Here is a 26,591-nt window from a genome sequence, read left to right on the forward strand (position 1 = left end):
CGTGTCCCAAGTCCCCGCAAGTGTGGGTTTGTGCCACTGGTGCGTGTTCTTCCCAACGAGAGCGTCGCCATGCCTGCGGCGCCATCCCTGCCATGAGGAGAGAACCCGTCATGTCGCTGCCGTTGCGTTCCCGTTCGCTTTGCCAGGCCGTGCACGCCTGCCTGCAATTCGGCCTGGCCCTGGCGCTGTGCGCGCCGGCGCTGGCGCAGATGCCGCCACCGACGCCGGCCGCGGCGCGTATCGCCTTCGACATCCCGGCGCAGGACCTGGCCGCGGCGCTGGCCGCCTTCGGCCGTCTCTCGCAGCAACAGCTGGCCTACGAGCGGACGGTGGTCGTCGGCAAGCGCAGCAGCGCGCTCAGCGGCAGCTACGGCGCCGAGGAGGGCCTGGACCTGCTGCTGGCCGGGACCGGGCTGACGGTGCGCGCGGCCGGCAACGCGGTGCTGGCGATCGAGGCGCCGCCGGCCAGCGGTGGCGCGCAGACCCTGGACGCGGTGATCGTCACCGGCACCACCGCCGCGCACCGAACCGTGCTGCAGTCGTCCTCGGCGATCACCGTGGCCGACCAGCAGGCGCTGGAACGCAAGGCGCCGCGCAGCACCGCGCAGGCGCTGGAGCTGATCCCGGGCATGTTCGTGGAAGCCTCCGGCGGCGAGATCTCCAACAACTTCTCGGTGCGCGGCATGCCCGGCGGCAGCCAGCAGTTCGTGCAACTGTCCGAGGACGGGCTGCCGGTGTTCTACACCAACGCACTGGCCGACACGATTTCAAGCAGGAGGTGAGCATCGACCGCATGGAGGCGGTGCGCGGCGGCACCTCCGGCATCCTCACCGTCAACGGCGCCGGTGCCACGGTCAACTTCCTGACCCGCAAGCCCGGCGCCGAGCCGGAAGGCACGCTGCGCCTGACCACCTCCGACTTCGGCACGCGCCGCATCGACCTGTGGCAGGGCGGGCCGATCGACGCCAACTGGCAGTACAGCGTCGGCGGTTTCTACCGCCAGTCCGACGGGGTGCGCGATCCCGGCTTCACCGGCGACCACGGCGGCATCTTCCGCGCCGCGATCGGGCGCATCTTCGAGCGCGGCGAATTCGGCTTCAACCTCAAGCTGGTCGACGACCACAACACCTTCCAGCTGCCGATCCCGCTGCGGGACGCGGACGATGCGCGCGGCGTGCCCGGCCTGGATGCCACCACCGGCACCATGCTCAGCCGCGACAACGCGGTGATGGACGTGCGCACCGCGCCGGCGTCCGGGCGCAGCTGGCAGCGCCACGACCTGCGCGACGGCGTGCATGCCACGGCGGTCGCGCCCGGCTACCACTTCGAATACGACATCAACGACCGCCTGAGCTTCCGCTCCAAGGGCCGCTACACCGACTTCAAGAGCGACTTCAATTCGGTGTTCAGTTCCGACAACGCCTCGCTGGTGCCGGCCACCTACCGCCTGGACCGCGCCAATTTCGGCGACATCGGCGTGCTGCTGGACCGTTTCGCCGCGCAGGGCGCGGTGACGGCCGGGCTGCGCCGCGTCCGCAACGGCGAGGTGATCGCCGGCGCCGGCGCGTTGAACGCGCTCAACGGCAACGGCCTGGTCACCCACAGCATCACCGGCGACAACCGCCGCGACGTGGAGGAGTTCGTCAACGACGCCAGCCTGACCTGGCACGACGAGCGCAACAGCTTCACCGCCGGCCTGCTGTATGTCCACAGCCGGGTGCACGATTCCAACATGGGCGCCTCGACCTTCGTCAGCGAGGTGCGCAACCAGCCCGACCGCATGGACATCGTCGCGCTCGACGCGGCCGGCAACGTGGTCGGTTCGCTGACCGAGGGCGGTCTGCTCAACTACAGCAACTGGGGCGACAGCAACAACCGCTACAGCGCCGATTCGTTCTCGCTGTATCTCAACGATGAGTTCCAGGCCACCGAGCGCCTGCGCATCGACGGCGGCGTGCGCGTGGAGCGCTACGACATCGACTTCTCCGAGGGCATCTCCACGCCGATGCAGCCGATCGAAGGCGCGTTCGACGCCAACGGCAACGACGTCGACGACGTCATCGCCAACAACTACCTGGCGCAGTTCGGCGGCGGCGCGTTCACCGGCCGCTACACCCACTACGACAGCGGCTTCACCGAGACCGCGGCCACGCTGGGCGGCACCTACCTGCTCAGCGACAACGTCGCGCTGTATGCGCGCTATGCGCGCGGCTTCCAGGCCAACGGCCGCTTCGATCCGGTCAAGATCGACTTCGGCGAGGTCGGCCTGCGCTACCAGAGCCGCGCGCTGACCGCCTCGCTGACCGGTTTCCGCACCACCTACAAGGATTTCCTGTTCTCGCGCCTGCCGCCGGGCGCGGCGACCGAGGTGCGCTTCTATTCGGACATCGTCTCCAACGGCGTGGAGTTCGACGTGCTGTGGAAGCCGGCGCGCTATTTCCAGCTGCAGGCCACCGGCGTGGTGCAACGCTCCAAGGTCCAGGTCAACGAAGACCAGGGCACCGGCTTGGCGCGGCTGTTCGACGGCAACAAGCCCGAGCGCACGCCGCCGGTCAACGTCACCGTGACCCCGAGTCTGCTGCTGCCGGACGGGCGCGGCGAGGTCTATGTGTCCTACCACTACCTGGACAAGATGTATTCGGACATCGCCAACAGCCTGGAATTGCCGAGCTACGGCGTGTGGAGCGCGGGCGTGATGTACCGGCTCGCGCCGAAATGGCAGTTGCAGGCCAACCTGGACAACCTGACCGACGAAGTCGGCCTGACCGAAGGCAATCCGCGCTCGGGATTCGCCGAGAACAGCGGCGTGTCCGGGGCGTTCTACGCGCGGCCGATCCTGGGCCGCAACCTGCTGCTGAGCCTGACCTACGATTTCTGAGCGAGGAGCCGCGTCCATGCCTGTCCTTTTCCGCTGCGTGGCCGCCGCCGTGCTGTCGCTGTCCGTGGCGTCGGCCGGGCCTGCGCTCGCCGTGCAGGCCGCCAGCGACACCAGCGACATCCTGCGCTTCCAGATCCGCGAAGGCCACAACGACAACCTGTTCTACCGGCACGGGCCGGTCGCCGCGCATGCGCTGCTGACCTCCGGCACGCAACCGCGGCTGCTGGCCGCGTTCCCGGCCGGCAACAGCGGCGCGGGGCTGTGGTTCGAGGCCAGCGCCACGCCGGTGCAGTGGCAGGCCCAGAGCGAGCTGCGCGAACTGGTCCGCGCCGACGCGCGCGGGCGCACCTTGCGCGGCGTCGCGCTGGAGGCCAGCAGCGACGCGGCCACGCTCACGGTGCGCGAGGCGGTGCTGGGCAGCGTCCGCGTGCTGCGCGACTTCCAGGCGCTGGGCAAGCGCCCGGACGCGGTGGCTGCCGCGCCGCTGCGCGACGGCCGGCGCCTGCGCTGGGCGCGCGACCGGCTCGACGGCGCACCCGGCTATGCGCTGGAACTGGAGGTGCTCGACGGCCGCATCGACGCGCCCGCCGGCCAGCCGGTCGTGCTGCATGCGCCGCCGGGCAAGCCGTTGCGGGTGCGCTTCAGCGCGCTGACCGGAGAGACGCCGCTGACCCCGCTGGACGCGGCGCAGCTGTTCGCAGCGGGCGCCGGCAGCGATCCGCGCAGCCGCCAGGCGCTGTCCTTCCTGAGCTACCGCGAGAAGCTGCTGGCCGGCTCCTGGCGCTTCGACACCTATTTCGGCCGCGACACGCTGATGTCGCTGCAGCTGCTGCTGCCGGCGCTGGCGCCGGACGCGGTGGAGGCCGGGCTGGGCGCGGTGCTGGCGCGGCTGGACGGCGACGGCGAGGTCGCGCACGAGGAGGCCATCGGCGAATTCGCGGTGCTGCGCCATCGGCAGCGCGACGGGCGCGACGATGCCACGCCGCTCTACGACTACGGCATGGTCGACGACGACTTCATGCTGGCGCCGGTGGCGGCCGCGTGGCTGCTGGACAGTGCCGATGGCCGCGCACGCGCCGCCGCGTTCCTGGCCCGCACCACGCCCGCCGGCGAGTCCTACGGCGCGGCGCTGGCGCGCAACCTGTCGTGGGTGGTGGAACGCAGCGCGGCGTTCGCCGAGACGCCGCGCTGGGACCGACTGATCGCCCTGCAGCCTGGCCACGACGCCGGGCAGTGGCGCGACAGCGAACACGGGCTGGGCGGCGGCCGCTATGCCTACGACGTCAACGCGGTGTTCGTGCCGGCGGCGCTACGGGCGATCGCGCGGCTGCAGGCGCAGGGCCTGTTGCGGCCCTACCTGGGCGCCGAGCAGGCGCAGCGCCTGCAGCGCGCCGCGGGCTTCGCCGAACGCTGGCAGCGGCATGCGCCGGTCCTGTTCGCGGTCGAACGCCCGCCCGCGCAGGCGCGCGCCGCGGTCGGCGACTACGCGCGCGTGGCCGGCGTGGATCCGGCGCCGGCGCTGGCGGCCTTGCCGCGCACGCCGCTGCGCTTCGCCGCGCTGGCGCTGGACGCCGACGGGCGGCCGTTGCCGGTGCTGCATTCGGACGGCGGCTTCGCGCTGCTGATGCTGGACCCTTCGGCGGCCGAGCTCGACGCGTTGGTGGCCACGCTGCTGCGCCCGTTCCCGGCAGGGTTGATGACCGACATCGGGCTGCTGGTCGCCAATCCCGCCTATGCCCCGGCGCTGCAGCCGCAGTTTGGTGCCGACGCGTATCACGGCACCGTGGTCTGGTCGTGGCAGCAGGCGGTGCTGGCCGCGGGCCTGGAGCGCCAGTTGCAGCGCCCCGACCTGCCGGCGGCCACCCGCACGCGCCTGCTGGACGCACGCCAGCGGCTGTGGACGGCGATCGATGCGGCGCATGCGGTGCGCACCTCGGAGCTGTGGACGTGGACCTATGCCGATGGCCGCTACGCGGTGCGCGCGTTCGGCCAGGCGCACGGCGACGCGGACGAATCCAATGCCGCGCAGTTGTGGAGCACGGTGTTCCTGGCGCTGCGGCCACCGGCGCCGTAGCGATCGGAATTCGGGATTCGGGATAAGCGTATCCGCGATGCGCGTCACCGCGATGGCTTTTGAGGCCGTGCCGCAGCACGCATCCCGCGCTGGCCTTCCTGCCAGCGCGATGGAATCGGCTGTTCCGAGTCCCCAGTCCCGAGTCCCGACCGGGCTTCAGCGCCGGCGCCGGCCCGGACCGAGTTTGCGGGTGACCGTGTTGCGGCCCACGCCCAGGCGCGCGGCGGCTTCGGCGCGGCGGCCCTGGGTGAAGCGCAGCGCCACTTCCAGCAGCGCCTTGTCGAAGCGGTGGCGCGCTTCCGCATGCAGGCCCTCGGCGCCATCGGCCAGGCGTTGCTGCGCCCAGGCCGACAACTGCGCATCCCATTCGCCGCCTTCGCCGCTGCGCTCGCGGCGGCTGCCGCGCGACAATGCGCTGTCCACGTCGTGCGCGTCGATGACCTCCGCCGGAGCCAGGGCGACCAGCCGCCAGCACACGTTCTCCAGTTCGCGCACGTTGCCCGGCCAGGCGTAGCCGCGCAGTGCGTCCAGCGCCGCCGGCGACAGCCGTTTGGGCAGCGTGTCGAGCTTGCGTGCGGCCAGCGCCAGGAAGTTCTCGGCCAGCTGCGGCACGTCGGCGCGGCGCTCGCGCAGCGGCGGCAGTTGCAGCCGCACCACGTCCAGCCGGTGCAGCAGGTCGGCGCGGAAGCGGCCCTGCTCGACCAGCGCTTCCAGGTCCTGGTGGGTGGCGGCGATCACTCGCACGTCGACGCGGATCAGCTCGCGGCCGCCGACGCGGAAGAATTCGTTCTCGGCCAGCACGCGCAGCAGCCGGGTCTGCAGCGGCAGCGGCATGTCGCCGATCTCATCGAGGAACAGGGTGCCGCCGTCGGCCTGTTCGAAACGGCCGATGTGGCGCCGCTGCGCGCTGGTGAAGGCGCCGGCCTCGTGGCCGAACAGTTCGCTTTCCAGCAGTTCGGCCGGGATCGCCGCGGTGTTGAGCGCGACGAACGGCTTGCGCGCGCGCGGCGACTCGGTGTGCAACGCGTGCGCGACCAGCTCCTTGCCGGTGCCGGTCTCGCCGTTGATCAGCACCGACAGCGGCGCCTGCGCCAGGCGGCCGATGGCGCGGAACAGCGCGCGCATCGCCGGGGTGTCGCCGATCAGTTCGGCGCTGCCGTGGCCGGACACCGGCGGTACCGCCTCGGCAGCGCCGCCGGTGTCCGGCAGCGCGCGCGCGGCCAGCGCCACCGCGTCGTCCAGGTCGAACGGCTTGGACAGGAACTCGTGCGCGCCGCCGCGGAACGCGCCGGCGGTGCTGGCCACATCGGTGTAGGCGGACATCACGATCACCGGCAGCTGTGGGTGCGCGGCCTTGAGCTTGTCCAGCAGCACCAGGCCGTCGTCGCCGGGCATGCGCACGTCGGTGAACAGCAGGTCCGGCAGCGGCCGCTGCGCCAGCGCCTGCAGCGCCGCGGCGGCGCTGTCGAAGCCGTCCACGCTGTAGCCGGCGTCGCGCAAGGCGGTGGACAGCACGAAGCGGACCGAGCGGTCGTCGTCGACCACCCAGATGCGTTGCGGTCCTTCCGGGGATTCAGCCATCGGGATGTTCCTATGCGGGTTCCACCGCGGCCAGCGGCAGCAGCAGGGTGAAGACGGTATGCCCGGGACGGGAGCGGAAGCTCAGCGACCCGGCGTGCTCGCGCGCCACCTGCTGCGCCAGCGCCAGGCCCAGTCCGCTGCCGTCGGCGCGGCCGCTGACCAGCGGCAGAAACAGGTGTTCGGCCAGTTCCTCCGGCACGCCGCGGCCGTCGTCGACGATCTCCAGGCGCAGGCCGCGCGCATGCACGCGGTCGCGGATGCGTTGACCGTGCTCGACGCGGGTGCGCAAGGTCACCTGCGCAGCGCCGGCCTGGATCGCGTTGCGGACCAGGTTCCACACCGCCTGGGTCAGGCGGTCGGCATCGCCGAGGAATTCGGGGATGCTCGGGTCGTAATCGCGCTGCAGGCGCACCGACCAGCCGCCCTCGTTCTCGGCCAGGCGCAACACCCGCTCCAGCACCGCATGGATGTTGAGCATGGCGTGCGGCCGCGCCGGCGCCGGCGACAGCAACTGGTCGAGCAAGCTGTTAAGCCGCTCGATCTCCGCGCCGATCAGCTCGATCAGCTCGCGCTCGTCCTCGTCGCGGTGCTGCGCGCGCCGCGCCAGCAACTGCGCGGCGCCCTTGAGCCCGGCCAGCGGATTGCGCAGCTCGTGGGCCAGCCCCTTCAGCGCCGCGCCGAGCGCGTTGGGCAGCGCCTGGGCCGGGTCCAGGGAGGGAAATTCATCGACCGGGTGGGCCTCCAGCAACCAGCCGTCGGCATCCAGCCGCGACAGCCAGCCTTCGGCGAAGCGCGGCGCCTCGCCGGGAATGGCCAGCGCCATGCGGTGCAGGCGCAGCACGTCGCGGCCGTCGTTGAGCAGGAACCGCGCCAGTGCATCGCCTTGTACCTCCAGCGAGGCCAGCGGCTGGTCGAGCAGGCGCCGCACGCTGACCCCGAGCCAGCGCGCGAACGCCGGATTGGCGCCGAGCAGGCGGCCGTCGGCATCGGCCCAGGCCACTGGGGTGCCCAGAGCGTCGAGCGGCGGCGAGGTCATGCCCATTGCACTAATGTAGTGCAAAGGCGGATGGGGAGTGTTGAACGCCCGGCAGCGTGGGACGCACGCCGGAACAGGCCGGCCACGCGGGCCGGCGCCGAGGCGCGGCCTGTCGCGGCCACCGCCGCCAGCGGGCACGAGGCGCCGCGGGCAACGGAGAAGAAAAGAATTGGGGGTCGGGCGAGGCTAGCGGCCACGCGGGGATACCTCGATCGCTGGGAAACTGCCGTCGTTCCGCCCCAAGGAGCGACGGCGATGGCCTCTGACCGCCACGGCCGGCAGGCACCGGACGCGGGCGGGATTGCCGCAGCGGCCCGCGACGCGAGGTCGCGGGCCGGTCAGGCTCAGGACTCGTACGCGGCTTCGCCGTGCGAGGTGATGTCCAGGCCCTCGCGCTCGGCGTCTTCCGCCACCCGCAGGCCGAACACCAGCTTGGCGACCAGGAAGCCGACGACCGAGACCACGCCGATCCAGACCACGGTCACGCCCACGCCGGTGGCCTGCACCAGCACCTGGTGGCCCATGGTCACGCCTTCGGCGTAGCCGGCGCCGCCCAGGGCCTTGTCGGTGAACACGCCGGTCAGGATCGCGCCGACGATGCCGCCCACGCCGTGCACGCCGAACACGTCCAGCGTGTCGTCGGCGTTGAGCAGCTTCTTCAGCCCGGTCACGCCCCACACGCAGATCGTGCCGACCGCCACGCCGATGGCGATCGCGCCGAAGGGACCGACGGTGCCCGCGGCCGGGGTGATGCCGACCAGACCGGCGACCATGCCCGAGGCCACGCCCAGCGCCGAGGACTTGCCCTTGACCAGCTTCTCGACCAGCGACCAGGCCAGCACCGCGGCCGCGGTGGCCAGCAAGGTGTTGAGGAAGGCCAGCGCCGCGGTGGCGTTGGCTTCCAGCGCCGAGCCGGCGTTGAAGCCGAACCAGCCCACCCACAGCAGCGAGGCGCCGACGAAGGTCAGGGTCACGTTGTGCGGCTTGAGCGCGGTCTGGCCGAAGCCGATGCGCTTGCCGACGAAGTAGGACCCGACCAGGCCGGCGATACCGGCATTGATGTGCACCACGGTGCCGCCCGCGAAGTCCAGCGCGCCCTTGGTGAACAGGAAGCCCGGCGCCGACCACACCATGTGCGCCAGCGGCAGGTAGCCGAAGGTGAACCAGATGACGACGAACAGCAACACCGCGGCGAACTTCACGCGCTCGGCGAAGGCGCCGACGATCAGCGCGCCGGTGATCCCGGCGAAGGTCAGCTGGAAGGCGACGAACACGTACTCCGGCAGCTTGAAGCCTTTGGAGAAGGTATCGGCCAGGGTGGTGGCGTCCACGCCGTGCAGCAGCGCTTTGCCGAATGTGCCGACGAACGGGCCGCCGTCGGCGAATGCCAGGCTGTAGCCGTACAGCACCCACAGCACCGCGATCAGCGAGAACACCACGCCGACCTGGATCAGCACCGACAGCACGTTCTTGGCGCGCACCATGCCGCCATAGAACAGCGCCAGGCCCGGCACCACCATCAGCAGCACCAGCAGCGTGGAGGTCAGCATCCAGGCGACGTCGCCCTTGTCCACGACCGGCGCGGCGGGGGCCGCCGCGGCAGGCGGCGCCGGCGGGGTCAGTTGTTCGGTGACCACGTCCGGGGTCGGCGCCGGGCTCACTTCGGCCTGGGCGAAGGCCGTGGCAGGCACGCCCACCGCCATCGCGCCGACCAGCATCAGCATGCATACCACGTAGAACCGGGCCTTCCACCCGGAGAAAAGACGTGTCTTCATGAACGGCTCCAAGGTGGGGTTAGAGCGCATCTGCGCCGATCTCGCCGGTGCGGATCCGGATGACCTGTTCGATCGCGGTGACGAAGATCTTGCCGTCGCCGATCTTGCCGGTCCCGGCCGCGGTCTGGATCGCCTCGACCACGGCGTCCAGGCGCTCGTCGGTCACCACGGTCTCGATCTTGATCTTGGGCAGGAAGTCGACGACGTACTCGGCGCCGCGGTACAGCTCGGTGTGGCCCTTCTGCCGGCCGAAGCCCTTGACCTCGGTGACGGTGATGCCGGACACGCCCGTCTGCGACAGAGCCTCGCGGACCTCGTCGAGCTTGAATGGCCGGATGATGGCGGTGATCAGTTTCATGCGCATACCCCGTTGGTGGAAGGAACCGGCCGCCGAACGCCGACCGGCGATTTGCTTGTCGTGCACGGCGCCGATGGCGCCGTCCTGCTGCGCGGTGCGCGTCCCGGCGGATCACGCCGTGGCGCGGCGCACGCCGGGGGCGGCGTGCACCGGCGACATGGGAGGGAGCGTGGCCCACGGCACGCAAGCGCGGTGTTGCTGTGGTGCATCCCCTGGGAAAAGCGCCTGCAGCTGCGTCCGGTTCCAGGCGGACCACCTGCACGGCTCCCCAGCCGAGTAGGTGGCGGCGATGGCGAAGGAGGGAGGGGAGACCTTCGCCATCGCCGCCCGTGGAACTCAGTTGGCGTAATACAGCTGGTACTCCAGCGGGTGCGTTGCGGCGCGGAATTTGGTCACTTCCTGCATCTTCAGCGCGATGTAGCCGTCGATGAAGTCGTCGCTGAACACACCGCCGGCCTTCAGGAACTCGCGGTCGGCGTCGAGCGCTTCCAGCGCCTGGTCGAGGCTGGAGCACACCTGCGGGATCTTCTTCTCTTCTTCCGGCGGCAGATCGTACAGATCCTTGTCGCTGGGCGCGCCCGGGTCGATCTGGTTCTTGATGCCGTCCAGGCCGGCCATCATCAGTGCCGCGAAGGTCAGGTAGCCGGACTGCAACGGATCCGGGAAACGGATCTCGATGCGCCGCGCCTTGGGGTTGGACACCCATGGAATGCGGCACGAGGCCGAGCGGTTGCGCGCCGAGTAGGCCAGCATCACCGGCGCCTCGAAGCCCGGGACCAGGCGCTTGTAGCTGTTGGTGCCGGAGTTGGCGAAGGCGTTGATCGCCTTGGCGTGCTTGAAGATGCCGCCGATGTACCACAGCGCCAGCTGCGACAGGCCGCCGTAGCCGTCGCCGGAGAACAGGTTGGTGCCGCCCTTGGCCAGCGACTGGTGTACGTGCATGCCCGAGCCGTTGTCGCCGACGATCGGCTTGGGCATGAAGGTCGCGGTCTTGCCGTTGCGGTAGGCCACGTTCTTGATGATGTACTTCATCATCATCAGTTCGTCGGCCTTCTTCACCAGCGAGTTGAACTTGGTGCCGATCTCGCACTGGCCTGCGGTGGCCACTTCGTGGTGGTGCACCTCGACCTCGATGCCGACCTGCTCCAGGGTCTTGCACATTTCTGCGCGCAGGTCCTGCAGCGAGTCGGTCGGCGGCACCGGGAAGTAGCCGCCCTTGACCGCCGGGCGATAGCCGCTGTTGCCGCCTTCGATCTTGCTGCCGCTGCTCCACGCTGCTTCTTCCGAATCGATCTTGAAGAAGGTATGGCCCATGTCGTTGCCGAAGCGCACACCGTCGAAGATGAAGAATTCCGGCTCCGGGCCGAAGAACGCCTGGTCGGCGATGCCGCTGGACTTGAGATAGGCCTCGGCGCGCTTGGCCACGCCGCGCGGATCGCGGTCGTAGCTCTGCATGGTGGCCGGGTCGAGGATGTCGCAGGTCAGGACCAGGGTCGGATCGGCCATGAACGGATCGACGAACGCGGTGTCGGTGTCGGGCAGCAGGACCATGTCCGATTCGTTGATGCCCTTCCAGCCCGCGATCGAGCTGCCGTCGAACATCTTGCCCTCCTCGAACAGCGCCGGCTCGATGATGCTGGCGGGGAAGGTCACATGCTGCTGCACGCCGCGCATATCGACGAACCGCAGGTCGACGAACTCGACCTTGTTGTCCTTGACGAGTTTCTCAATATTTTCCGCAGACATCGATGAAACCTCGGGTGGTGAATGACTTGCACGGTGAAGAGCAATCGGCGTGCCAACTGCGATGGATTCACAAGTCCTTGATTTTGGTGAAGGCAGCACGTCAACGGGGCGAGATCGATGCACCAAATCGATTCACTGGCTACTTTCCGCACCAGAGTGGTGCTTGAGGCAATGTTCTATCCTTGCCCGGTTCTCCTTCCCACGAGCTGCCCCCCCTCCCATGAGCGACATGTTTTCCGCCCTGCTGCTGGGCCTCCTCGAAGGCCTGACCGAATTCCTGCCGGTCTCCAGCACCGGCCACCTGCTGATCGCCGAGCAATGGCTCGGCCGCCGCTCCGACTTCTTCAACATCGTGATCCAGGCCGGTGCGATCCTGGCCACCACCCTGGTGTTCCGGCAGAAGCTGTGGTCACTGGCCACCGGGCTTGGCGACCGCGCCAATCGCGGCTATGTGTTCAAGCTGGGCACCGCGTTCCTGGTCACCGCGGTGGTCGGCCTGGCGGTGCGCAGGGCCGGCTGGCAGCTGCCGGAAACGGTGCAGCCGGTGGCCTGGGCACTGGTGATCGGCGGTGTGTGGATGCTGGTGGCCGAGCACTTTGCCGGCAAGTTGCCCGAGCGCGACGTGGTCACGTGGAAGGTCGCCATCGCGGTGGGCCTGGCGCAGGTGGTGGCCGGCGTGTTCCCCGGCACCTCGCGCTCGGCCGCGACGATCTTCGTGGCGATGCTGCTGGGCCTGAGCAAGCGCGCGGCCGCGGCCGACTTCGCCTTCATGGTCGGCATTCCGACCATGTTCGCGGCCAGCGGCTACTCGTTCCTGGAACTGTACAAGGACGGCGCGCTGGGCAGCGAGGACTGGGGCGAGGTGGCCATCGCCTTCGCCGCCGCGGTGCTGAGCGGCTTCGCGGTGGTGAAGTGGCTGCTGGGCTACATCAAGTCGCACCGCTTCACCGCCTTCGCTGTGTATCGCATCGTGCTGGGTGCGGCGTTGTTGCTGTGGCTGCCGGCGGCCTGAGGCGGCCGGACCCTTTGTCCCCCCAACCGGAAGCGGGCTAGCGGCTGCTCCCTGCTTCCAGCGGGGCACCTTCCCCTTTTTCGGGCAAGGGTGCCCGCAGGGGCGGCTGAGGGAACGGCACGCTCAAATCCGTGAGACGTTTCGCATCGAAGAACCTTCCCCCCCCCCCCCCCCCCGCTCTCCCGAGGGGGTGGGGCCTGAGCGAGGGCGGGTTTCAGGCTGTACGTACCGTGCAGGCTGGCCTTGCCCAGCACGTGGCCCTGCATCGCGCGCAGCGCATCGGCGGCGGCGAAGCGCACGGTAATGCCAACGTGGCCACGTCCAGCGCGAAAACAAGCGGAAAAAATAGCGGTGCAGGTGCAGGTCGTTGGCCGGCGGGTACGGGCCGTCGTAGTCGCCGCCCATCTCGGCATCGCCGACGAACCAGCCGGTATAGCCGTTCAAGCCCTACCGCGCGCCGGGCACGCCGGGCGGTTGCCGCTTGCCCTTGGCGACGCCGCCGTCGCTGGCGCTGCCTTCGGCGATCGCGCGGACCTCGGCCGGAATCTCAACGGCAGCCCAACACACCAAATTGGTGCGCAACTGTTCGAACGGGATCTGCACGTCGTCGCGGCCGACCACGGCGGCCATGGTCGGCACGTCCGGATCGATGCACAGCAGCACGAACGAAGCGGTGCCGGCCGGGACATCGTCCCAGGCCAGGTGCGGATTGCGGTTGGCGGCGAAGCCGTCGGCCCGGCCGATCGCGTCGCGCGCCGCGATCGGCTGGCCGGGTTGGATGCTGTCACTGCGCAGGCGCATGCGAAAACTCCTGTGGGGAAATCAGGTTTCGGCGTAGCCGCGGCGCACGGCCACCGGCGTGAGCAGCGCGAACGCGTCCGCCAGCGGCGTGGCATAGACATGCCAGTGGCTGGACGGCAGGCGCGGCGGCCCGATCGTGGGCACGCTCGGGAACGGGATGCCGAAAGCCTGCTCCAGCGCCGCGGCCATGCCGGCCGGATCGGCCTCGATGCCGTCCAGGCGCAGCAGGCGATGCGGATACAGGTCCTGCTCTCGTGCAGGCCGGCGACCTGGCCCAGCACCGCCGCCAGCCAGCGTGCGCCGGTCTCCGGGGTGGCCTTCCCCAGCGGCGCCGGGGCGCCGTTGGCCAGCCAGTCCAGCAGCATGTCGCGCGGATCGCGCAACGCGACCAGCCGCCGCCCTTCCGGCAGCAGCGGGCGCAGCGCGTGCAGCAAAGCGTTGTCCCACCACAGCAGCCAGTCGACGACGTTGCCGTCGTCGATGCCGCGCGCCGGCAGCTGCGCGCGCCAGTCGGCGAGCAGCGCGATGCCGTCGAGTTCGCCGCTGTCGAGCTGGGAAATGGTGCGGTAGCGCTGGAAGCCGTCGGTCGGCGGCTGCGCGCCGAAACGGTCGCTGTGCAGCACCTGGCTGACCGCGTCCATTACCGTGATCACCCGCTCCACGCCGCTGCCGGGCGCACCCCACAAGAACAGCGGCCGCGCGCGCCTGCGGGATCGATCTCGGCCAGCGCCGGCCACGGCGCCGCGGCGGTGCCCAGCGGCGGCAGCGGTAGCCGCGGCGGCAGTTGGGCCTGCTGGAACGCCCGCCAGCTCACCAGCGCCTCGGCCGGACGCCCGGCACCGTCCTGCACCGCCGCCAGCCAGGGTCGCAGCGCGGTCCGTTCGTGCTCGGGCATGCGCTGTATCAACTGCTGTACGTGGGCGATGGCCGCGTCGTGCGCGCCGCGCTCGAGCAGCGCTTCGACCAGGCGTTCCTCGCCGCTGATGCGGCCCGGCTCCAGCGCCACGATACGCTGCGCCACCGCCTCGCCCTGATCGTGTTGGCCGGCCATGTCGTGCACCGGCAGCTGCGCCTCCAGCGCCGGCACGTGGCCCGGCATGGCCGCTTGCCAGCGCGCGATCAGCGCCTGCGCCTCGGCGCCGCCGACCGGCTCCAGCGCCAGCCGCGCCAGCCACAGGTCGTGCGCATCGGCGGTGGTGGCCAGCGCCGCTTCCAGGGTGGCACGGGCATCGTCGACCGCGCCCAGCCGCTGCCAGGCGATCAGCGCCGCATGCAGGGTGCGGCGATCGGCCGGGGCGACGGCCAGCGCGCGCTGCAGGTGCTCCAGCGCGTCGGCCGGGCGTCCGGCCTGCAAGGCGTATTCGCCGGCCAGCCGGCGCATGCCGGCGGTGTCGCTGAGCGGGTCGGCCAGCACCGCGTCCAGCGCCGCGATCGCATCATCCAGGCGGGGCCCTGGCGGTGCGCCAGCTGCGCGACCAACGCCATCAGCGCGCTGGTGCCGCGGGCGAGTGCAGCAACGCGGCGGAACGCGGTCTCGGCGAAGGCCAGGTGCTGCTTGTCCAGGTAGGCGAAACCCAGCGCGTACAGCAGCCGCGGATCGTCGGGCAGTGCGTTGCTGGCGCGCGACAACAGCGCCAATGCCTGGTCGGCGTCGCCGCGGCGCAGCGCCAGCATGCCGTCCAGGCCCAGCAGCTGCGGATGGTCGGGCTCCAGCCGCGCAGCGGTGCGGCTGAGCCGCTCCACCTCGTCCAGGTCGCCGCGGCCCAGCGCCAGGTGGCCGCGCATCACGTAGGCCAGGAACTGGTTGGGATCCAACGCGGCGGTGCGTGCCAACGCGGCGTCGGCCTGGGCCAGGTCGTTGCCGCTGAGCAGCAAGCCGGCGCGCAGCAGATGCAGGCCGGCGTCTTCCGGCGCCAGCGCGAGCGCCTGTCCGATGCTGTGCAGCGCCGCGGCGGCGGCGTCGCCGCTCTGCTGCTGTGCCAGCGCCAGCCAGCGATGCGCCTGCGCGTCGCCGGCGGCGTCGGCCACCCAGGCCTGGGCGATGCGCAGCGCCTCCGCGTTGGCCTGGCGGCGCAGGGCGTCGCGAATTTGCTCTTGCATGAGAGTCCGGCTCGGGGCAAACCGGCATTGGGACCGTCCGCCGTGCCCGCGGCGGCGCGCAGGCACGGCGCGCTCGCGCCGCCTGGCCCTAGCCGGCCAGGCCGTCGGTCAGGCGCTCGGCCACCCAGCGCTCGGCGAAGCCGTCGCCGCGCGCGTTCTCGATGAAGCCGCAATGTCCGCCCCAACGCGTGACCTCCAGCCGCGCCGGCGGCGGCAGGCGCCAGCGGCGGAAATCGTCCAGCGGGATCACCGGGTCGTCCTCGGCGATCAGGATGTCGGCCGGCACGCGCAGGCCCAGCAGCCGCTCGCCGGCGATCGAGTAGCTGTCGAAGTAGTCTTCCAGGCTGGCGAAGCCGGCGTGGCGCTTTGCCAGCCAGGCCATCAACTCGCGCATGTCCAGCGCCAGCGTGGCATCGTCGTAGCCGTGCCGCTCGGGGAACAGCTCGCGCTTGCGCAGCAGCGATTCGCGCCACTTGCGGCGGAAGTACCAGTCGTAGAACTGCGGGCCGTTCTCGATCCGCTGCATGGTGGTGGCCGGGTCCAGCAGCGGGCATACCGCCGCCACGCGGTGCAGCGGCAGGCCGGCGGCCGGCGCGCGCAGCGCCAGGCGCAGGGCGAAGTTGCCGCCCAGCGAATAGCCGGCGGCCAGCAGCGCCGGCGCCGGGAAGCGCCGCCACAGGTCGCCGGCGGCGTTGACCACTTCGTCCAGGCGCTCGGAATGGAACAGGTCGACGTTGAGGTGGTGGGTGCCGCCGTGGTCGCGGAAGTTGAGCCGGAACACTTGATAGCCGCGCGCCAGCAGCTGCGCGGCGGTCAGGCGCATGTAGCTGGAGTCGGCGCTGCCCTCCCAGCCGTGCAGCAGCAGGACGGTGCCGTGCGGCGCCGCGCCTGCCGGTATGCTGAGCCAGCCCTGCAGGCGCACGCCGTCGCCGCCGTCGAGGATGTGCGAGGTGGTGGTCGCGCCGCTGGCGGCGAGCAGTTGTTCGCCGCGGCGCAGGCGCAATGCACTGGAGCCCAGCACCGATTGCAGGTGCGGGTTGCGCAGCCAACGCGGGGGCAGGTAGTCGGCGGCATTCATCATCGGCAGCGAGCTTGCGCCGGGCGATTGGAGCAATAGGTCAAATCGTCTGCGCCGCAGTGTTGCATGGTTCAGCGTTGCGCCATTGCCGCGATGATGCGCGCGCGCGCGGTCTCGGCGATGCGCCGGCGCCCGTCCACGTCCTGCAGCCGGATCGGCTCCAGGAAGTGCACCTCGGCGACGCGTCCCGGCTCGCCGAGCAGGCGCAGGAAATTGGCGAAGAAGTTTTCGTGCGGCGCAAACGCGACGACCGTCTGCGCCGCGCCGCCGGCGCCATAACGCAGCGCCACCGGCTGCACCGCCACCTCGGCTTGGACCGCGGCCTGGAAGATGCGCGCATGGAACGGGCCGACGTCATGGCCGCCGCGGGTGCGTCCTTCCGGGAACACGCCGACCGAACGCCCCGAGCGCAGCCGCTCCAGCATCGCCTGCAGCACCCCGCCGAGCGACGCGGTGCTGCCGCGCTGGTGGTAGATGGTCTGCCCGCGCGTGGCCAGCCAACCGACCAGCGGCCAGCCGGCGATCTCGCGCTTGGCGACGAAGCCCATCATGCGCTGGCTGTGCAGCATCACGATGTCGATCCAGCTGACGTGGTTGGCCACGAACAGGGCCGGATTGGGCAGCGGCGTGCCGATGCGGCGCACGCGCAGGCCGAAGATGCCCAGCAGCCGGGTCGACCACCAGCAGACCACGCGGTCGCCGAACGATTCGGTGCAGGCGCGGCCGGGCGACAGCGCCATGCACGCCAGCAGGAACGGCAGCGACAGGAACACATGCAGCGCCAGCAGCGGAACACGGTAGCCGTAACGGACCCAGCGCAGCGCCCCACCGTGTTGGCGCGTGGCGGGTGGGGAGAACTCGCTCATCCGGACAAGGGTACCGCAAGCGGGGAAGGAAGCACCCTATTGTGTCAGCATGAAGACGGTTGTGCGTGGCGCAGACGCTGGCGCCACTGCTCGCCAAGACGCTCATGCATCCGCTCGAAATTGCCTTGCTCGCTCCAGCGCCGGAAGGTGCGATGGACGTTCTGCCAGCGCGGGAAATGGGTCGGCAGCATCCGCCACGCACCGCCGGCGCGCACCCCGTAGCAACACGCATCGACCAAGGTTCGGCGGCGGATCTCGGGTGGCAGTCCGCCGCTGCCCGCCTGCTCGAACACGTCCTGCACCAACGCCCACTCGGCATCGGTCAGGCAACGGGGACAGGTTTGCTCCGGCTCGTGACGGCGATGGGCATCGGTGTAGCCGTAGCGAGGTGGTCCCGGCGCGGCCTGCCTGACCACCACCGCCTGGGCGCTGGGAACATGCCGAACCCCCAGCGTGCGCAGGGCCGCCAGATGCACCGCAGTCGGCTTGAATCTTCGCTGGGCGTCCCGTCCTGGCCATGCAGATTGGCTCTTAGAACCTGTTCACGATCTTTCCCGGGTAGTGCAAACTCTGCGGATGCGCACAAAGACGTATCCGAGTGCCATGAGCCGGGAGCGGTTCGAGCAGATCCGCCCCATTCTGGAGCAGGCGCGCAAGCGTACCAAGCCACGGACCGTGGATCTGTAGGACGTGTGGTGCGCGGTGCTGTACCTGCTGCGCACCGGCTGTCAGTGGCCAGCGCTGCCCAGCGACTTCCCGAAGTGGCGCACCGTGCACTGCTACTTTGCCAAGTGGAGCGAACCAGACGATGAAGGAGTGAGCCTGCTGGAGCGGGCGCTCAAAAAATCAGGGTGGCGCGGCCCGCCAGAGACAGGGGCGCAACGCTTGCAGCACGTTCTTGATCGTGGACGCACAGAGCGTGAAGAACACGGACACGGCCGGCCAGAAGGGTTATGACGCGGGCAAGAAGGTCTCGGGGATCAAGCGTCGCATCGCCGTCGATACCCAAGGCCTGCCGCATGCGGTCGCGGTGACGACGGCGGAAGTGACCGACCGCAAAGGCGCGCTCCAATCCCTGGATCGTTGCAAGCCGAACCTGGGACACGTGCAAAGCCTGTTGTGCGATAGCGGCTATACCGCAGAACCGTTCGCCGAAGGCGTACGAGAGATCCTGGGCAAGCAAGTCACGGTGCAGATCGCCAAACGCAGCGAACTGCACACCTTCAAGGTCATGCCCAAGCGCTGGAGCGTCGAACGCAGCTTTGCGTGGCTGGAAAAGAACCGAAGGCTATGGAAGAACTGCGAGCGTAGGCTCAACGCCAGCTTGCAGTTCATCCACCTGGCATGCCTGACACTACTACTCAAAAGATCGTGAACAGGTTCTTACGCCGCCATGGTCTGCGGCAGCTTCGCGATCACCTTGATCTCGAACTGGAAGCCGTACAGCCAGGTGACCCCGATGCCGGTCAGCGTCGGGTGAGGCGCATCGCCCCAGTGTGCCGACAGCACCGTCCACACCCGCTCGAAGTTGGCTTCGGGATCGACCAGGAACACGGTGGCGTCGATCGCATCGTCGAACGTGCAGCCGGCCGCCGCCAGGATGGCATCGAGATTCTCGAACGCCCGCCGGACCTCCGCCTCCAGCGTCGGTTTGGACGAGCCGTCCTCGCGGTTGCCGACCTGCCCGGAGACGAACAGGAATCCGTTGGCGTGGATCGCCGGCGAATAGCGGTTGCGCGCGTAGAGCGCCTGGCGGCCGGCGGGAAAGACGACATCACGTGCTGTCATGAAGACGCTCCGTCAGAGGGATCGCGATCGATGGGGGAGACCCACCTTAGTTGTCCGGATCGGGCGGATAAACGCGCCCATCCGGTCAACACTGTCCGTAGAATCCGGACAATGGCCGGTCGGGAGTGCAGCGGACGGACCGTTTCGATGCGATCCAGGCATTCGTGCGGGTGGTGGAGACCGGCAGCTTCACCCGGGCGGCCGAGACGCTGCGGATGAGCCGCAGCACGGTGAGCCAGCTGGTGCAGCAGCTGGAGACGCGGCTGCGGGTCAGGCTGCTCAACCGCACCACGCGCAAGGTCAACGTCACCGCCGACGGGGCCGCCTACTACGCGCGGGTGGTGCGCCTGCTGGCCGACCTGGACGAGGCCGAGGCCGGCCTGTCCAGCGCGGCGGCGTCGCCCGTGGCCGCCTGCGGGTGGACGTGCCCAGCCCGCTGGCGCGCCTGATCCTGATTCCGGCGCTGCCGGCCTTCCATGCGCAATACCCCGACATCCAGCTCGACATGGGGTCAGCGACCGCCGGGTGGACCTGATCGACGAAAACGTGGACTGCGTCGTCCGCGGCGGCGAACTCACCGACCCGTCGCTGGTGGCGCGCCACGTGGGCGACCTGCGGCTCGGCGTCTATGCCACGCCGGACTATCTGCAGCGGGCCGGCACGCCCCTGCACCCGCGTGCGCTGGAGGAGGGCCACCACCGCACGGTGGGTTTCCTGTGGGCGCGCAGCGGCAAGCCGATGCCCTACGCCCTGCGCCGCCACGGCGAGCACGTGCATGTGCAGGGCCGCCATGTGCTCGCGGTCGACGACGGCAATGCCTATCTCGCCGCCGGCCTGGCCGGGCTGGGCGCGCTCTGGCTGCCCGAGTACATGGCCCGGCCGCACCGGGAGCGCGGGGAGTTGGTGGCGCTGTTCGAGGACTGGCGGCTGGATCCGATGCCGATGTACGTGGTGTTTCCGTCCCACCGCCACATCGGCGCCAGGTGTTCGTCGACTGGATCGTGGCCCTGATGGCCATGCATGCGCCCCGGATCGGCCGGGCCGGGGCATGACCGGCGAGTGCGCGGCGGGCCTGGCCGCCACCGGCGAAAGGACGGCGCGCGCTGCCGGCGCGCGCTAGGCTGGCAGGCCCGCCGTCCAGGAGCCGCGCCATGATGATCCACCACCTCCTCTGCCTCGCATGGCTGTTGTGGCTGCCGTGCGCGCACGTGCAGGCCCGCCCGCAGCCCGGGCCGGGCACCGCGCTGGCGCAGGTGCGGGCCGACGACGGGCAGGGGCTGGCGCTGTGGTCGCGGGTGCCGGCGCAGCCGCGCGGCAGCGTGCTGCTGGTGCATGGCCGGACCTGGAGTTCGCTGCCCAACTTCGACCTGCAGGTGCCGGGCGAGCCCGCCGATACGCGTTCGGTGCTGGCGGCGCTGGCACGGGCCGGTTACGCGGCCTATGCGCTGGACCTGCGCGGCTACGGGGCGAGCGCGCGCGACCGCAGTGGCTGGAACACGCCGGATCGCGCGGCGGCGGACGTGTGCGCGGCGCTGGGCTGGATCGCGCAACGGCATCCGCGGCTGCCGCCGCCGGCGCTGCTCGGCTATTCCAACGGCGCCCGGATCGCGCTGCTGGTGGCGCAGGCGCCGTCGCCGGCGCTGTCGGCGCTGGTGCTGTACGGGTTTCCCGACGATGTCGAGGCGCCGCCCGCGCCGGAGGCGACACCGGCCGAGCCACCGCGCGTGCGCACCACCGCCGAGGCCGCCGGCTCGGATTTCCTCACGCCCGGCGCGGCATCGCCGGCGGTGCGGGCGGCCTATGTGGCGCAGGCGCTGGCCGCCGATCCGGTGCGCGCGGACTGGCGCGCGCCGGAGCAGTTCGCCTACCGTCCCGAGCAGGTGGCCAAGGTCCCGGTACTGCTGCTGCGCGGCGTCGACGACCCGCTCGCCACCCAGCCGGAGAACGCGCACCTGTACGCGCGCCTGCGCAGCGGGGATCGCACGTGGGTCACGCTGCCGCACGCCGATCATGTCGCGCACGTGGAGGACACGCATGCGGCCTGGGTCGAGGCGGTGGTCGCGTTCCTGCGCCGGCCGCGCTAGCCGCGTGGCCATGGGCGCGAGCTGCGGCGCCGCGCGTGCGGGCGCTCAGCTCAGCAGGGCGCCGAGCCGCTGCGCGGCGTCCTTCAGCGGCGGCAGCAGCTGGGTCTGCACCGCCTGTAGGCTCACGCGCCCGGCCTGGGTGCCGATGTTGAGCGCGGCGATGACTTCGCCGCGGCGGTTGCGCACCGGCACCGCGATCGAGCGCAGGCCGATCTCCAGCTCCTGGTCGGTGAGCGAGGCGCCCTCGCGGCGCACCCGCGCCAGCATCTCCAGGAACTCGCGCGGGCCGGTGAGGGTGCGCTCGGTGCGCGGGCGCAGTGGGTTGCGCTCCAGGTAGCCCTCCAGGGTGTCGTGCGGCAGCGCCGCCAGCAGCACGCGGCCCATCGAGGTGCAGTAGGCCGGCAGCCGGCTGCCGGCGCGCAGCCCGATCGACATGATGCGCACGGTCTCGGCGCGGGCGATGTAGAGCAGGTCGTCGCCGTCGAGCACGCCGAGCGAACACGACTCGCGCACCTCGTCGCGCAGCGCGTCCAGCACCGGCTGCGCGGCCGCGGTCATCGACGAGGACGCCACGTAGGCGCCGCCGATGCCGAGCACGCGCGGCAGCAGCACGTAGCCGCGGCCCTGCTCGCCGACGTAGCCGAGCCGGGCGAGGGTGTAGAGCACGCGCCGCACCGCCGCGCGCGAGATCCCGGTCTCGGTGCTGATCTGCGACATCGTGACCTCGCGCGCATGCTGGGCGAACACACTGAGCACGGCCAGGCCGCGCGCCAGCGAGGTCATGAAGTCTGGGTCGCCCTGCAGCCCGTCGATCTGACGCATCAGCTCGTGGGTGAGCCCGCGCTCGGCAGGCGGCGTGCCGGGGGCGGCCTTGCGCCGGCCTGGGGAAGCGGGGGTGTCGGACATCAGAGGAAGCTGCGATCCATCGGGTACCCCCATGGTAAGCGCTGCACGGCCGCCTGCGCGGCGGCGGCCTGCACATCGCCGCGGGAACCGGCGCACGGCCGGTTCCCGTGCCGCGATCAGCGCTTCTCCGGCAGCGCGTAGGCGATCACGTAGTCGCCGCGGTCCGGCGACTGGCGCGCGCCGCCGGCGGTCACCACGATGTACTGGCGGCCGGTCCTGGGCGAGACGTAGGTCATCGGCGTGCCCTGGCTGCCCACCGGCAGCCGCGCCTTCCAGATCTCCTTGCCGGTATGGCTGTCGAAGCCGCGCAGGTAGTAGTCCTGGGTGCCGGCGAAGAACAGCAGGCCGGACTGGGTGGCCAGCGAGCCGCCCAGCGTCGGCATGCCGATCGGGATCGGCAGCCCCATCTTGATGCCGAGCGGGCCGGTGTCCCGGACCGTGCCGACCGGCACCTGCCACACCAGCTTGCGCGTGGCCAGGTCGATCGCCGACAGCGTGCCGTAGGGCGGCTTCTGGCAGGGGATGCCGAGCTTGGAGACGAAGCGGTCGCGCAGCGAGCCGTACGGCGTGCCGGTCTGCGAGGCCGCGCCCATCTCCACGCCGCCGGCCTTCTGGTTCTCCATCTCCTTGCGCGGGATCAGCCGCATCCACAGGCCGATGCGCATGTCGTTGACGAACAGGTAGCCGGTGGTCGGGTCGAGCGAGGCGCTGCCCCAGTTCATGCCGCCCAGCGAGCCAGGCCACTGCAGTGCGAGGTCCTCGCCCGGCGGGGTGTACATGCCGTCGTAGCGCATCTGCCGGAAGTGGATGCGGCACAGCATCTGGTCGATCGGGGTGGCGCCCCACATGTCGGCTTCGGTCAGGGTCTGGGTGCCGATCTGCGGCAGCCCGGTGGACAGCGGCTGGGTCGGCGCGTAGCGCTCGCCCTCGGCCTTGCCCTGCGGCACGGCCACGTTCTGCACCGGGGCGATCGGCTGGCCGGTGGCGCGGTTGAGCATGAAGATCTGGCCGGCCTTGGTCACCTGCAGCAGCGCGGGCACGGTGCCGCCCGTGCCGTCGGGCACGTCGGCGAGGGTCGGCTGCGCCGGCACGTCGTAGTCCCACAGGTCGTGGTGGACGGTCTGGTAGTGCCAGCGCACGCGTCCGGTCGCGGCCTCCAGCGCCACCACCGACGAGCTGTACTTGTCGTCCTGCGGCGTGCGCTCGCCGCCCCAGGCGTCCGGGGTGGTGTTGCCGGTGGGCAGGTAGATCAGGCCCAGCGCGGGGTCGTAGGCCATCGAGGTCCACACGTTGGGCGTGGCGCGGGTGTAGTGGATGTTCGGGTCCAGCGGGGTGTCCGGGGTCTCCCTGGCCAGGTCCCAGACCCAGACCAGCGCGCCGCTGCGCACGTCGAAGGCGCGGATCACGCCCGACGGCTCGCCCACCTCGATGTTGTCGGCGACGCGGCCGCCGACCACGATCAGGTCGCCGGCGATCAGCGGCGCGGCGGTGAGCGTGTAGAAGCCTGGCTTGACCTCGCCCATGCCGGCCTTGAGGTCGACCGCGCCGTCCTGGCCGAAGTCGGCGCATGGCTTGCCGGTGTCGGCGTCGAGCGCGAACAGATGGGCGTCGACGGTGTTCATGACGATGCGGCGGCGGCAGAGCGCGTCGGCCGCCACCGGCGCGGGCGGCACGCTGCCGGCCGGGACCGCGGCGACCGGCGCGGCGGCGGCATCGTGGTAGCCCAGGCCGCGGCAGCGCTGCCAGTTCGGCGCGCTGGCCTTGGGATCGAACGACCAGCGCTTGCGGCCGCTGTCGGCGTCCAGCGCGAACACCTGGTTGTGCGGGGTGCAGACGAACACGGTGTCGCCGACCTGCAGCGGCGTGGCCTGGTCCTCGGCGCCGAAGCCGTTGCTGGTGGGCACATCGCCGGTGCGGTAGGTCCAGGCCACCTGCAGCTGGCCGACGTTGTCGCGGTTGATCTGGTCCAGCGCGGCGAAGCGCGTGCCGCCGGGGGTGTTGCCCCAGTGCATCCAGTCCTTCTGCGCGGCGCCCTGCGCCACCGGCGTGACCGGCGCGTCGCCGGGCGCGGCCACGATCGGGTGCGGCACGAACGCGTAGGCCGCGGTGGCGGCCAGGCCGGCCAGCAGCAGGGCCGACAGCGCATAGGCGCCGCGGCCGGCCGGCTGCCGGCGGCTGCGGCGCAGCGTCGGCCACAGCAGGGCCACCAGCAGCGCCAGCACCGCCGGCGCCACCAGGCGCGAGACCAGCGGCCAGAACGCCAGCCCCACCTCCCACAGCGCCCAGGCCATCGTCGCAACGAAGGCCGCGGCGTAGAGCAGCGCGCCCGCCGGCCGGCGCGCGAGCACCAGCACGCCGGCCACCAGCGTGGCCAGGCCCATCGCCAGGAAGTAGCCGCTACCGCCCTCCGTCGCCAGGCGGATGCCGCCGACCAGCAGCACGGCGCCTATCACGGCCAGCAGCAGCCCCACGACCCAAAGCAGTCCGCGGCCCAGGGCCGTGACGTCCGATTGCGTATTCACGTTGCGCGTTCCTCCGGAGAATCCGAAGCCGTCCGCATGCGCGGCACGGCGATGTGCTCGGGCGTTCTCATGAGACAGCAAGGGGAACGGCCCGGTCCTGACCGAGCGAAAGGCGCCTTGCCGCCCGCCGCCCGTGCCGGCAGACGCGATGGCGGCACGGCGCCCCAGGCAGGCGACACCGGCTGAGGACACAGCCCGAAAATGTCGGGTCGATTATCGCACAAGCGTGCGAATTTTCCGTGTTGGCCGCAACGCCCCGTGCCGCGGTCGCGCATGCCACGGCCTGCCCGGGAAACGATGGCACGCCCGCAGGCCGGCCAGGCGAGCTCTGTCAGGATGGATGAATCCGTTGCGCGCGGGCGCCAGAAGGTGTGTGGCGAGCGGCGAACGCGGCAGCGATTGGCCTGGGTCCGTGTGCCTGCGGCGGATGCGCGGACCGTGGCGCTTGTGCGGCCGTCCGGCTGATCCGCGGATGCCCCGGATCGCAGTGCGCTGCGCGCCGCCTGCGGCCGCGGTCCGGCGAGCCCGTGGCGCGAGCTCGCCGGATGCGCCTGCTACTTCTTCTTTTCCTTCTTGGCCGCGCGTTTTTCCTTCAGCGTCTTGGTCGGCTGCTTCTTGTCGCTCTTCTTCTGGTCCATGCCCTTGCTCATGACACCCTCTGCCGTGTTGATATGTGGAATGCGCCCGCGCGCGCCGCTACTCTACTCCGCCAGCGTAGAGAGTAGACAGCGGCGCTGCCGTCGCCGGGTGCAAAGGTGCGATTGCGCCATAATCCGGTTTTCCCTTCCAGGTTCCCGCGCCCGATGAAACCCCCCCAGGGCTTGCAGCCGCTGATCGACGTTGGCGTCATCGACAGCGTGCTGCGTCCGCTCAAGAGCGGCAAGGAGGCCGCCGTGTACGTGGTCCAGGCCGGCAACGACGTGCTGTGCGCCAAGGTCTACAAGGACATGGCGCAGCGCAGCTTCCAGGCGCGCGTGCAATACCAGGAGGGCCGCAAGGTGCGCGGCAGCCGCCAGGCGCGGGCGATGGGCAAGGCGACCAAGTTCGGCCGCCGCGAGCAGGAGGCCGCGTGGAAGGACACCGAGGCCAACACCCTTTACCAACTGGTGGATGCCGGTGTGCACGTGCCGCAACCGCGCGGCTACTTCCACGGCGTGCTGCTGATGGACCTGGTCACCGATGCCGGCGGGCGGAGCGCGCCGCGGCTGGGCGAAGTGGAGCTGGAGCCGGAGCAGGCGCGCGCTTACCATGCGCAACTGATCGGCGACGTGGTGAAGATGCTGTGCCTAGGCCTGGTGCATGGCGACCTGTCCGAATACAACGTGCTGGTCGCCGCCGCCGGCCCGGTGGTGATCGATTTCCCGCAGGTAGTCAGCGCTGCCGGCAACAACGCCGCGCGCGACATGCTGCTGCGCGACGTGCACAACCTGCGCGACTGCCTGGGCCGCTTCGCGCCCGAGCTCAACGCCACCCACTACGGCGAAGAGATGTGGGCGCTGTACGAGCAGGGCGCGCTGCGCCCGGACAGCGCGCTCACTGGCCGCTTCGTGTTCGACACCCGCCGCGCCGACGTGCGCGCGGTGCGCGATTCGATCGAGGACGCGCGCCAGGAAGCGATCATCCGCCAGCAGGGCCGCGAGGCCGCGGCGGACGAGGACTGATCGCACGCGACAGTGCGTCGTGCAGGACGCCGCTGCCGGAAAAGTTCCATCTCCGATGCGCAGCGATGGCCACGGCGCGCGCCCGATCGCATCGGTGGCGCCCGTAGCGTCCGTGCAGCCGCGCCTGCGGATGCTCGCCATCGTCGCTACCGACCGCTGTGGCCACGGGATGGCCATGACCGCGGCATGACGCAGCGCCGGCACGCGATCGGCAAGCGCTCGCGCATCGCAATCTGGAATATTCGTATTGTCGCGATACGAACGTATCGCGACAATACGAATCTTTCGTCGATCTTTCTGCGCGCGAACGAAAGTTGAAGTGGCA

18 protein-coding genes and 4 pseudogenes are annotated in these 26,591 nt (G+C 70.7%); 9 read left to right on the plus strand and 13 right to left on the minus strand.

The features are described 5' to 3' along the window. The first annotated feature begins 110 nt into the window (after nt 1-110). Genes G4Q83_RS19580 through G4Q83_RS19590 form a run of 3 tightly spaced genes read left to right on the plus strand, consistent with a single transcriptional unit; the run spans nt 111 to nt 4,952 of the window. Nucleotides 111-782, plus strand: coding sequence for an STN domain-containing protein (locus tag G4Q83_RS19580; protein ID WP_128421148.1), 672 nt, complete (start codon nt 111-113; stop codon nt 780-782). Beyond that, nucleotides 779-2,878 carry a TonB-dependent receptor domain-containing protein gene (locus G4Q83_RS19585; protein WP_128421147.1) on the plus strand — a complete coding sequence of 700 codons (2,100 nt, stop codon included), beginning with the start codon at nt 779-781 and terminating at the stop codon, nt 2,876-2,878. Before G4Q83_RS19580 ends, G4Q83_RS19585 begins: the two co-directional genes overlap by 4 nt. Before the next feature lie 16 nt (nt 2,879-2,894). Continuing rightward, the gene (locus G4Q83_RS19590; protein WP_128421146.1) at nt 2,895-4,952 is read left to right on the plus strand and encodes a glucosidase family protein; all 2,058 of its coding nucleotides are present in this window, start codon (nt 2,895-2,897) and stop codon (nt 4,950-4,952) included. Between the two features lie 156 nt (nt 4,953-5,108). Here the strand turns inward: G4Q83_RS19590 and ntrC are convergent, their stop codons facing one another. The 5 genes from ntrC to glnA form a co-directional block, all read right to left on the minus strand. Further along, nucleotides 5,109-6,533 (minus strand): nitrogen regulation protein NR(I), encoded by a 1,425-nt coding sequence (gene ntrC / locus G4Q83_RS19595; RefSeq protein ID WP_128421145.1) that lies wholly within the window; start codon nt 6,531-6,533, stop codon nt 5,109-5,111. Nucleotides 6,534-6,543: 10 nt separating this feature from the next. Then, nucleotides 6,544-7,575 (minus strand): two-component system sensor histidine kinase NtrB, encoded by a 1,032-nt coding sequence (locus G4Q83_RS19600; RefSeq protein ID WP_128421144.1) that lies wholly within the window; start codon nt 7,573-7,575, stop codon nt 6,544-6,546. 338 nt (nt 7,576-7,913) lie between these two features. Beyond that, complete coding sequence (amt, locus tag G4Q83_RS19605) at nt 7,914-9,344, minus strand: ammonium transporter (protein ID WP_170069188.1); 1,431 nt, start codon at nt 9,342-9,344, stop codon at nt 7,914-7,916. 19 nt (nt 9,345-9,363) lie between these two features. Then, nucleotides 9,364-9,702 (minus strand): P-II family nitrogen regulator, encoded by a 339-nt coding sequence (locus tag G4Q83_RS19610; protein WP_128421142.1) that lies wholly within the window; start codon nt 9,700-9,702, stop codon nt 9,364-9,366. 336 nt (nt 9,703-10,038) lie between these two features. Beyond that, complete coding sequence (glnA, locus tag G4Q83_RS19615; protein WP_128421141.1) at nt 10,039-11,448, minus strand: type I glutamate--ammonia ligase; 1,410 nt, start codon at nt 11,446-11,448, stop codon at nt 10,039-10,041. 220 nt (nt 11,449-11,668) lie between these two features. Between glnA and G4Q83_RS19620 the strand changes: the two genes are divergently transcribed. Continuing rightward, entirely contained in the window at nt 11,669-12,460 is a 792-nt protein-coding gene (locus G4Q83_RS19620; RefSeq protein ID WP_128421140.1) for an undecaprenyl-diphosphate phosphatase, read from the plus strand. Between the two features lie 203 nt (nt 12,461-12,663). Here the strand turns inward: G4Q83_RS19620 and G4Q83_RS19625 are convergent. The 5 genes and pseudogenes from G4Q83_RS19625 to G4Q83_RS19645 all read right to left on the minus strand — a co-directional run. Then, nucleotides 12,664-13,261, minus strand: a pseudogene (locus G4Q83_RS19625) (YbhB/YbcL family Raf kinase inhibitor-like protein); the annotation flags it as partial. Between the two features lie 21 nt (nt 13,262-13,282). Beyond that, nucleotides 13,283-15,361: pseudogene (locus G4Q83_RS24120) on the minus strand (tetratricopeptide repeat protein). Between the two features lie 88 nt (nt 15,362-15,449). After that, complete coding sequence (locus G4Q83_RS19635) at nt 15,450-16,439, minus strand: YheT family hydrolase (RefSeq protein WP_128421858.1); 990 nt, start codon at nt 16,437-16,439, stop codon at nt 15,450-15,452. 71 nt (nt 16,440-16,510) lie between these two features. Then, nucleotides 16,511-17,305 (minus strand): lysophospholipid acyltransferase family protein, encoded by a 795-nt coding sequence (locus tag G4Q83_RS19640; protein ID WP_128421857.1) that lies wholly within the window; start codon nt 17,303-17,305, stop codon nt 16,511-16,513. A gap of 44 nt (nt 17,306-17,349) precedes the next feature. Beyond that, nucleotides 17,350-17,607, minus strand: a complete 258-nt coding sequence (locus tag G4Q83_RS19645) for a transposase (RefSeq protein ID WP_425509777.1) — start codon at nt 17,605-17,607, stop codon at nt 17,350-17,352. Nucleotides 17,608-17,881: 274 nt separating this feature from the next. Here G4Q83_RS19645 and G4Q83_RS19650 point away from each other — a divergent pair. Next, nucleotides 17,882-18,680, plus strand: a pseudogene (locus G4Q83_RS19650) (IS5 family transposase). An 8-nt stretch (nt 18,681-18,688) separates the two neighbouring features. On the opposite strand, the gene G4Q83_RS19655 reads toward G4Q83_RS19650, so the two are convergent. After that, the gene (locus G4Q83_RS19655) at nt 18,689-19,093 is read right to left on the minus strand and encodes a RidA family protein (RefSeq protein WP_128421357.1); all 405 of its coding nucleotides are present in this window, start codon (nt 19,091-19,093) and stop codon (nt 18,689-18,691) included. A gap of 111 nt (nt 19,094-19,204) precedes the next feature. Between G4Q83_RS19655 and G4Q83_RS19660 the strand changes: the two are divergent. Both G4Q83_RS19660 and G4Q83_RS19665 read left to right on the plus strand, forming a co-directional pair. Continuing rightward, nucleotides 19,205-20,145, plus strand: a pseudogene (locus G4Q83_RS19660) (LysR family transcriptional regulator). Between the two features lie 102 nt (nt 20,146-20,247). Next, entirely contained in the window at nt 20,248-21,177 is a 930-nt protein-coding gene (locus G4Q83_RS19665) for an alpha/beta hydrolase (protein ID WP_170069197.1), read from the plus strand. A gap of 45 nt (nt 21,178-21,222) precedes the next feature. Here G4Q83_RS19665 and G4Q83_RS19670 read toward each other — a convergent pair whose 3' ends face one another. Together G4Q83_RS19670 and G4Q83_RS19675 are read right to left on the minus strand one after the other, a co-directional pair. After that, the gene (locus G4Q83_RS19670; RefSeq protein WP_128421358.1) at nt 21,223-22,083 is read right to left on the minus strand and encodes an IclR family transcriptional regulator domain-containing protein; all 861 of its coding nucleotides are present in this window, start codon (nt 22,081-22,083) and stop codon (nt 21,223-21,225) included. Nucleotides 22,084-22,199: 116 nt separating this feature from the next. After that, a complete protein-coding gene (locus tag G4Q83_RS19675) occupies nt 22,200-24,605 on the minus strand; it encodes a membrane-bound PQQ-dependent dehydrogenase, glucose/quinate/shikimate family (protein ID WP_128421359.1) in 2,406 nt (801 codons plus the stop codon). Between the two features lie 803 nt (nt 24,606-25,408). Here G4Q83_RS19675 and G4Q83_RS19680 point away from each other — a divergent pair. Then, nucleotides 25,409-26,266: a PA4780 family RIO1-like protein kinase gene (locus tag G4Q83_RS19680; RefSeq protein ID WP_128421360.1), complete on the plus strand. Its 858-nt coding sequence runs from the start codon at nt 25,409-25,411 to the stop codon at nt 26,264-26,266. Nucleotides 26,267-26,452: 186 nt separating this feature from the next. Continuing rightward, on the plus strand, nt 26,453-26,584 hold the full coding sequence (locus G4Q83_RS24125; RefSeq protein WP_281401983.1) for a hypothetical protein: 132 nt from the start codon (nt 26,453-26,455) through the stop codon (nt 26,582-26,584). The last annotated feature ends 7 nt before the right edge of the window (nt 26,585-26,591 follow it).

This window comes from Xanthomonas theicola (assembly GCF_014236795.1).
In the GTDB taxonomy this organism is placed as follows: Bacteria; Pseudomonadota; Gammaproteobacteria; order Xanthomonadales; family Xanthomonadaceae; genus Xanthomonas_A; species Xanthomonas_A theicola.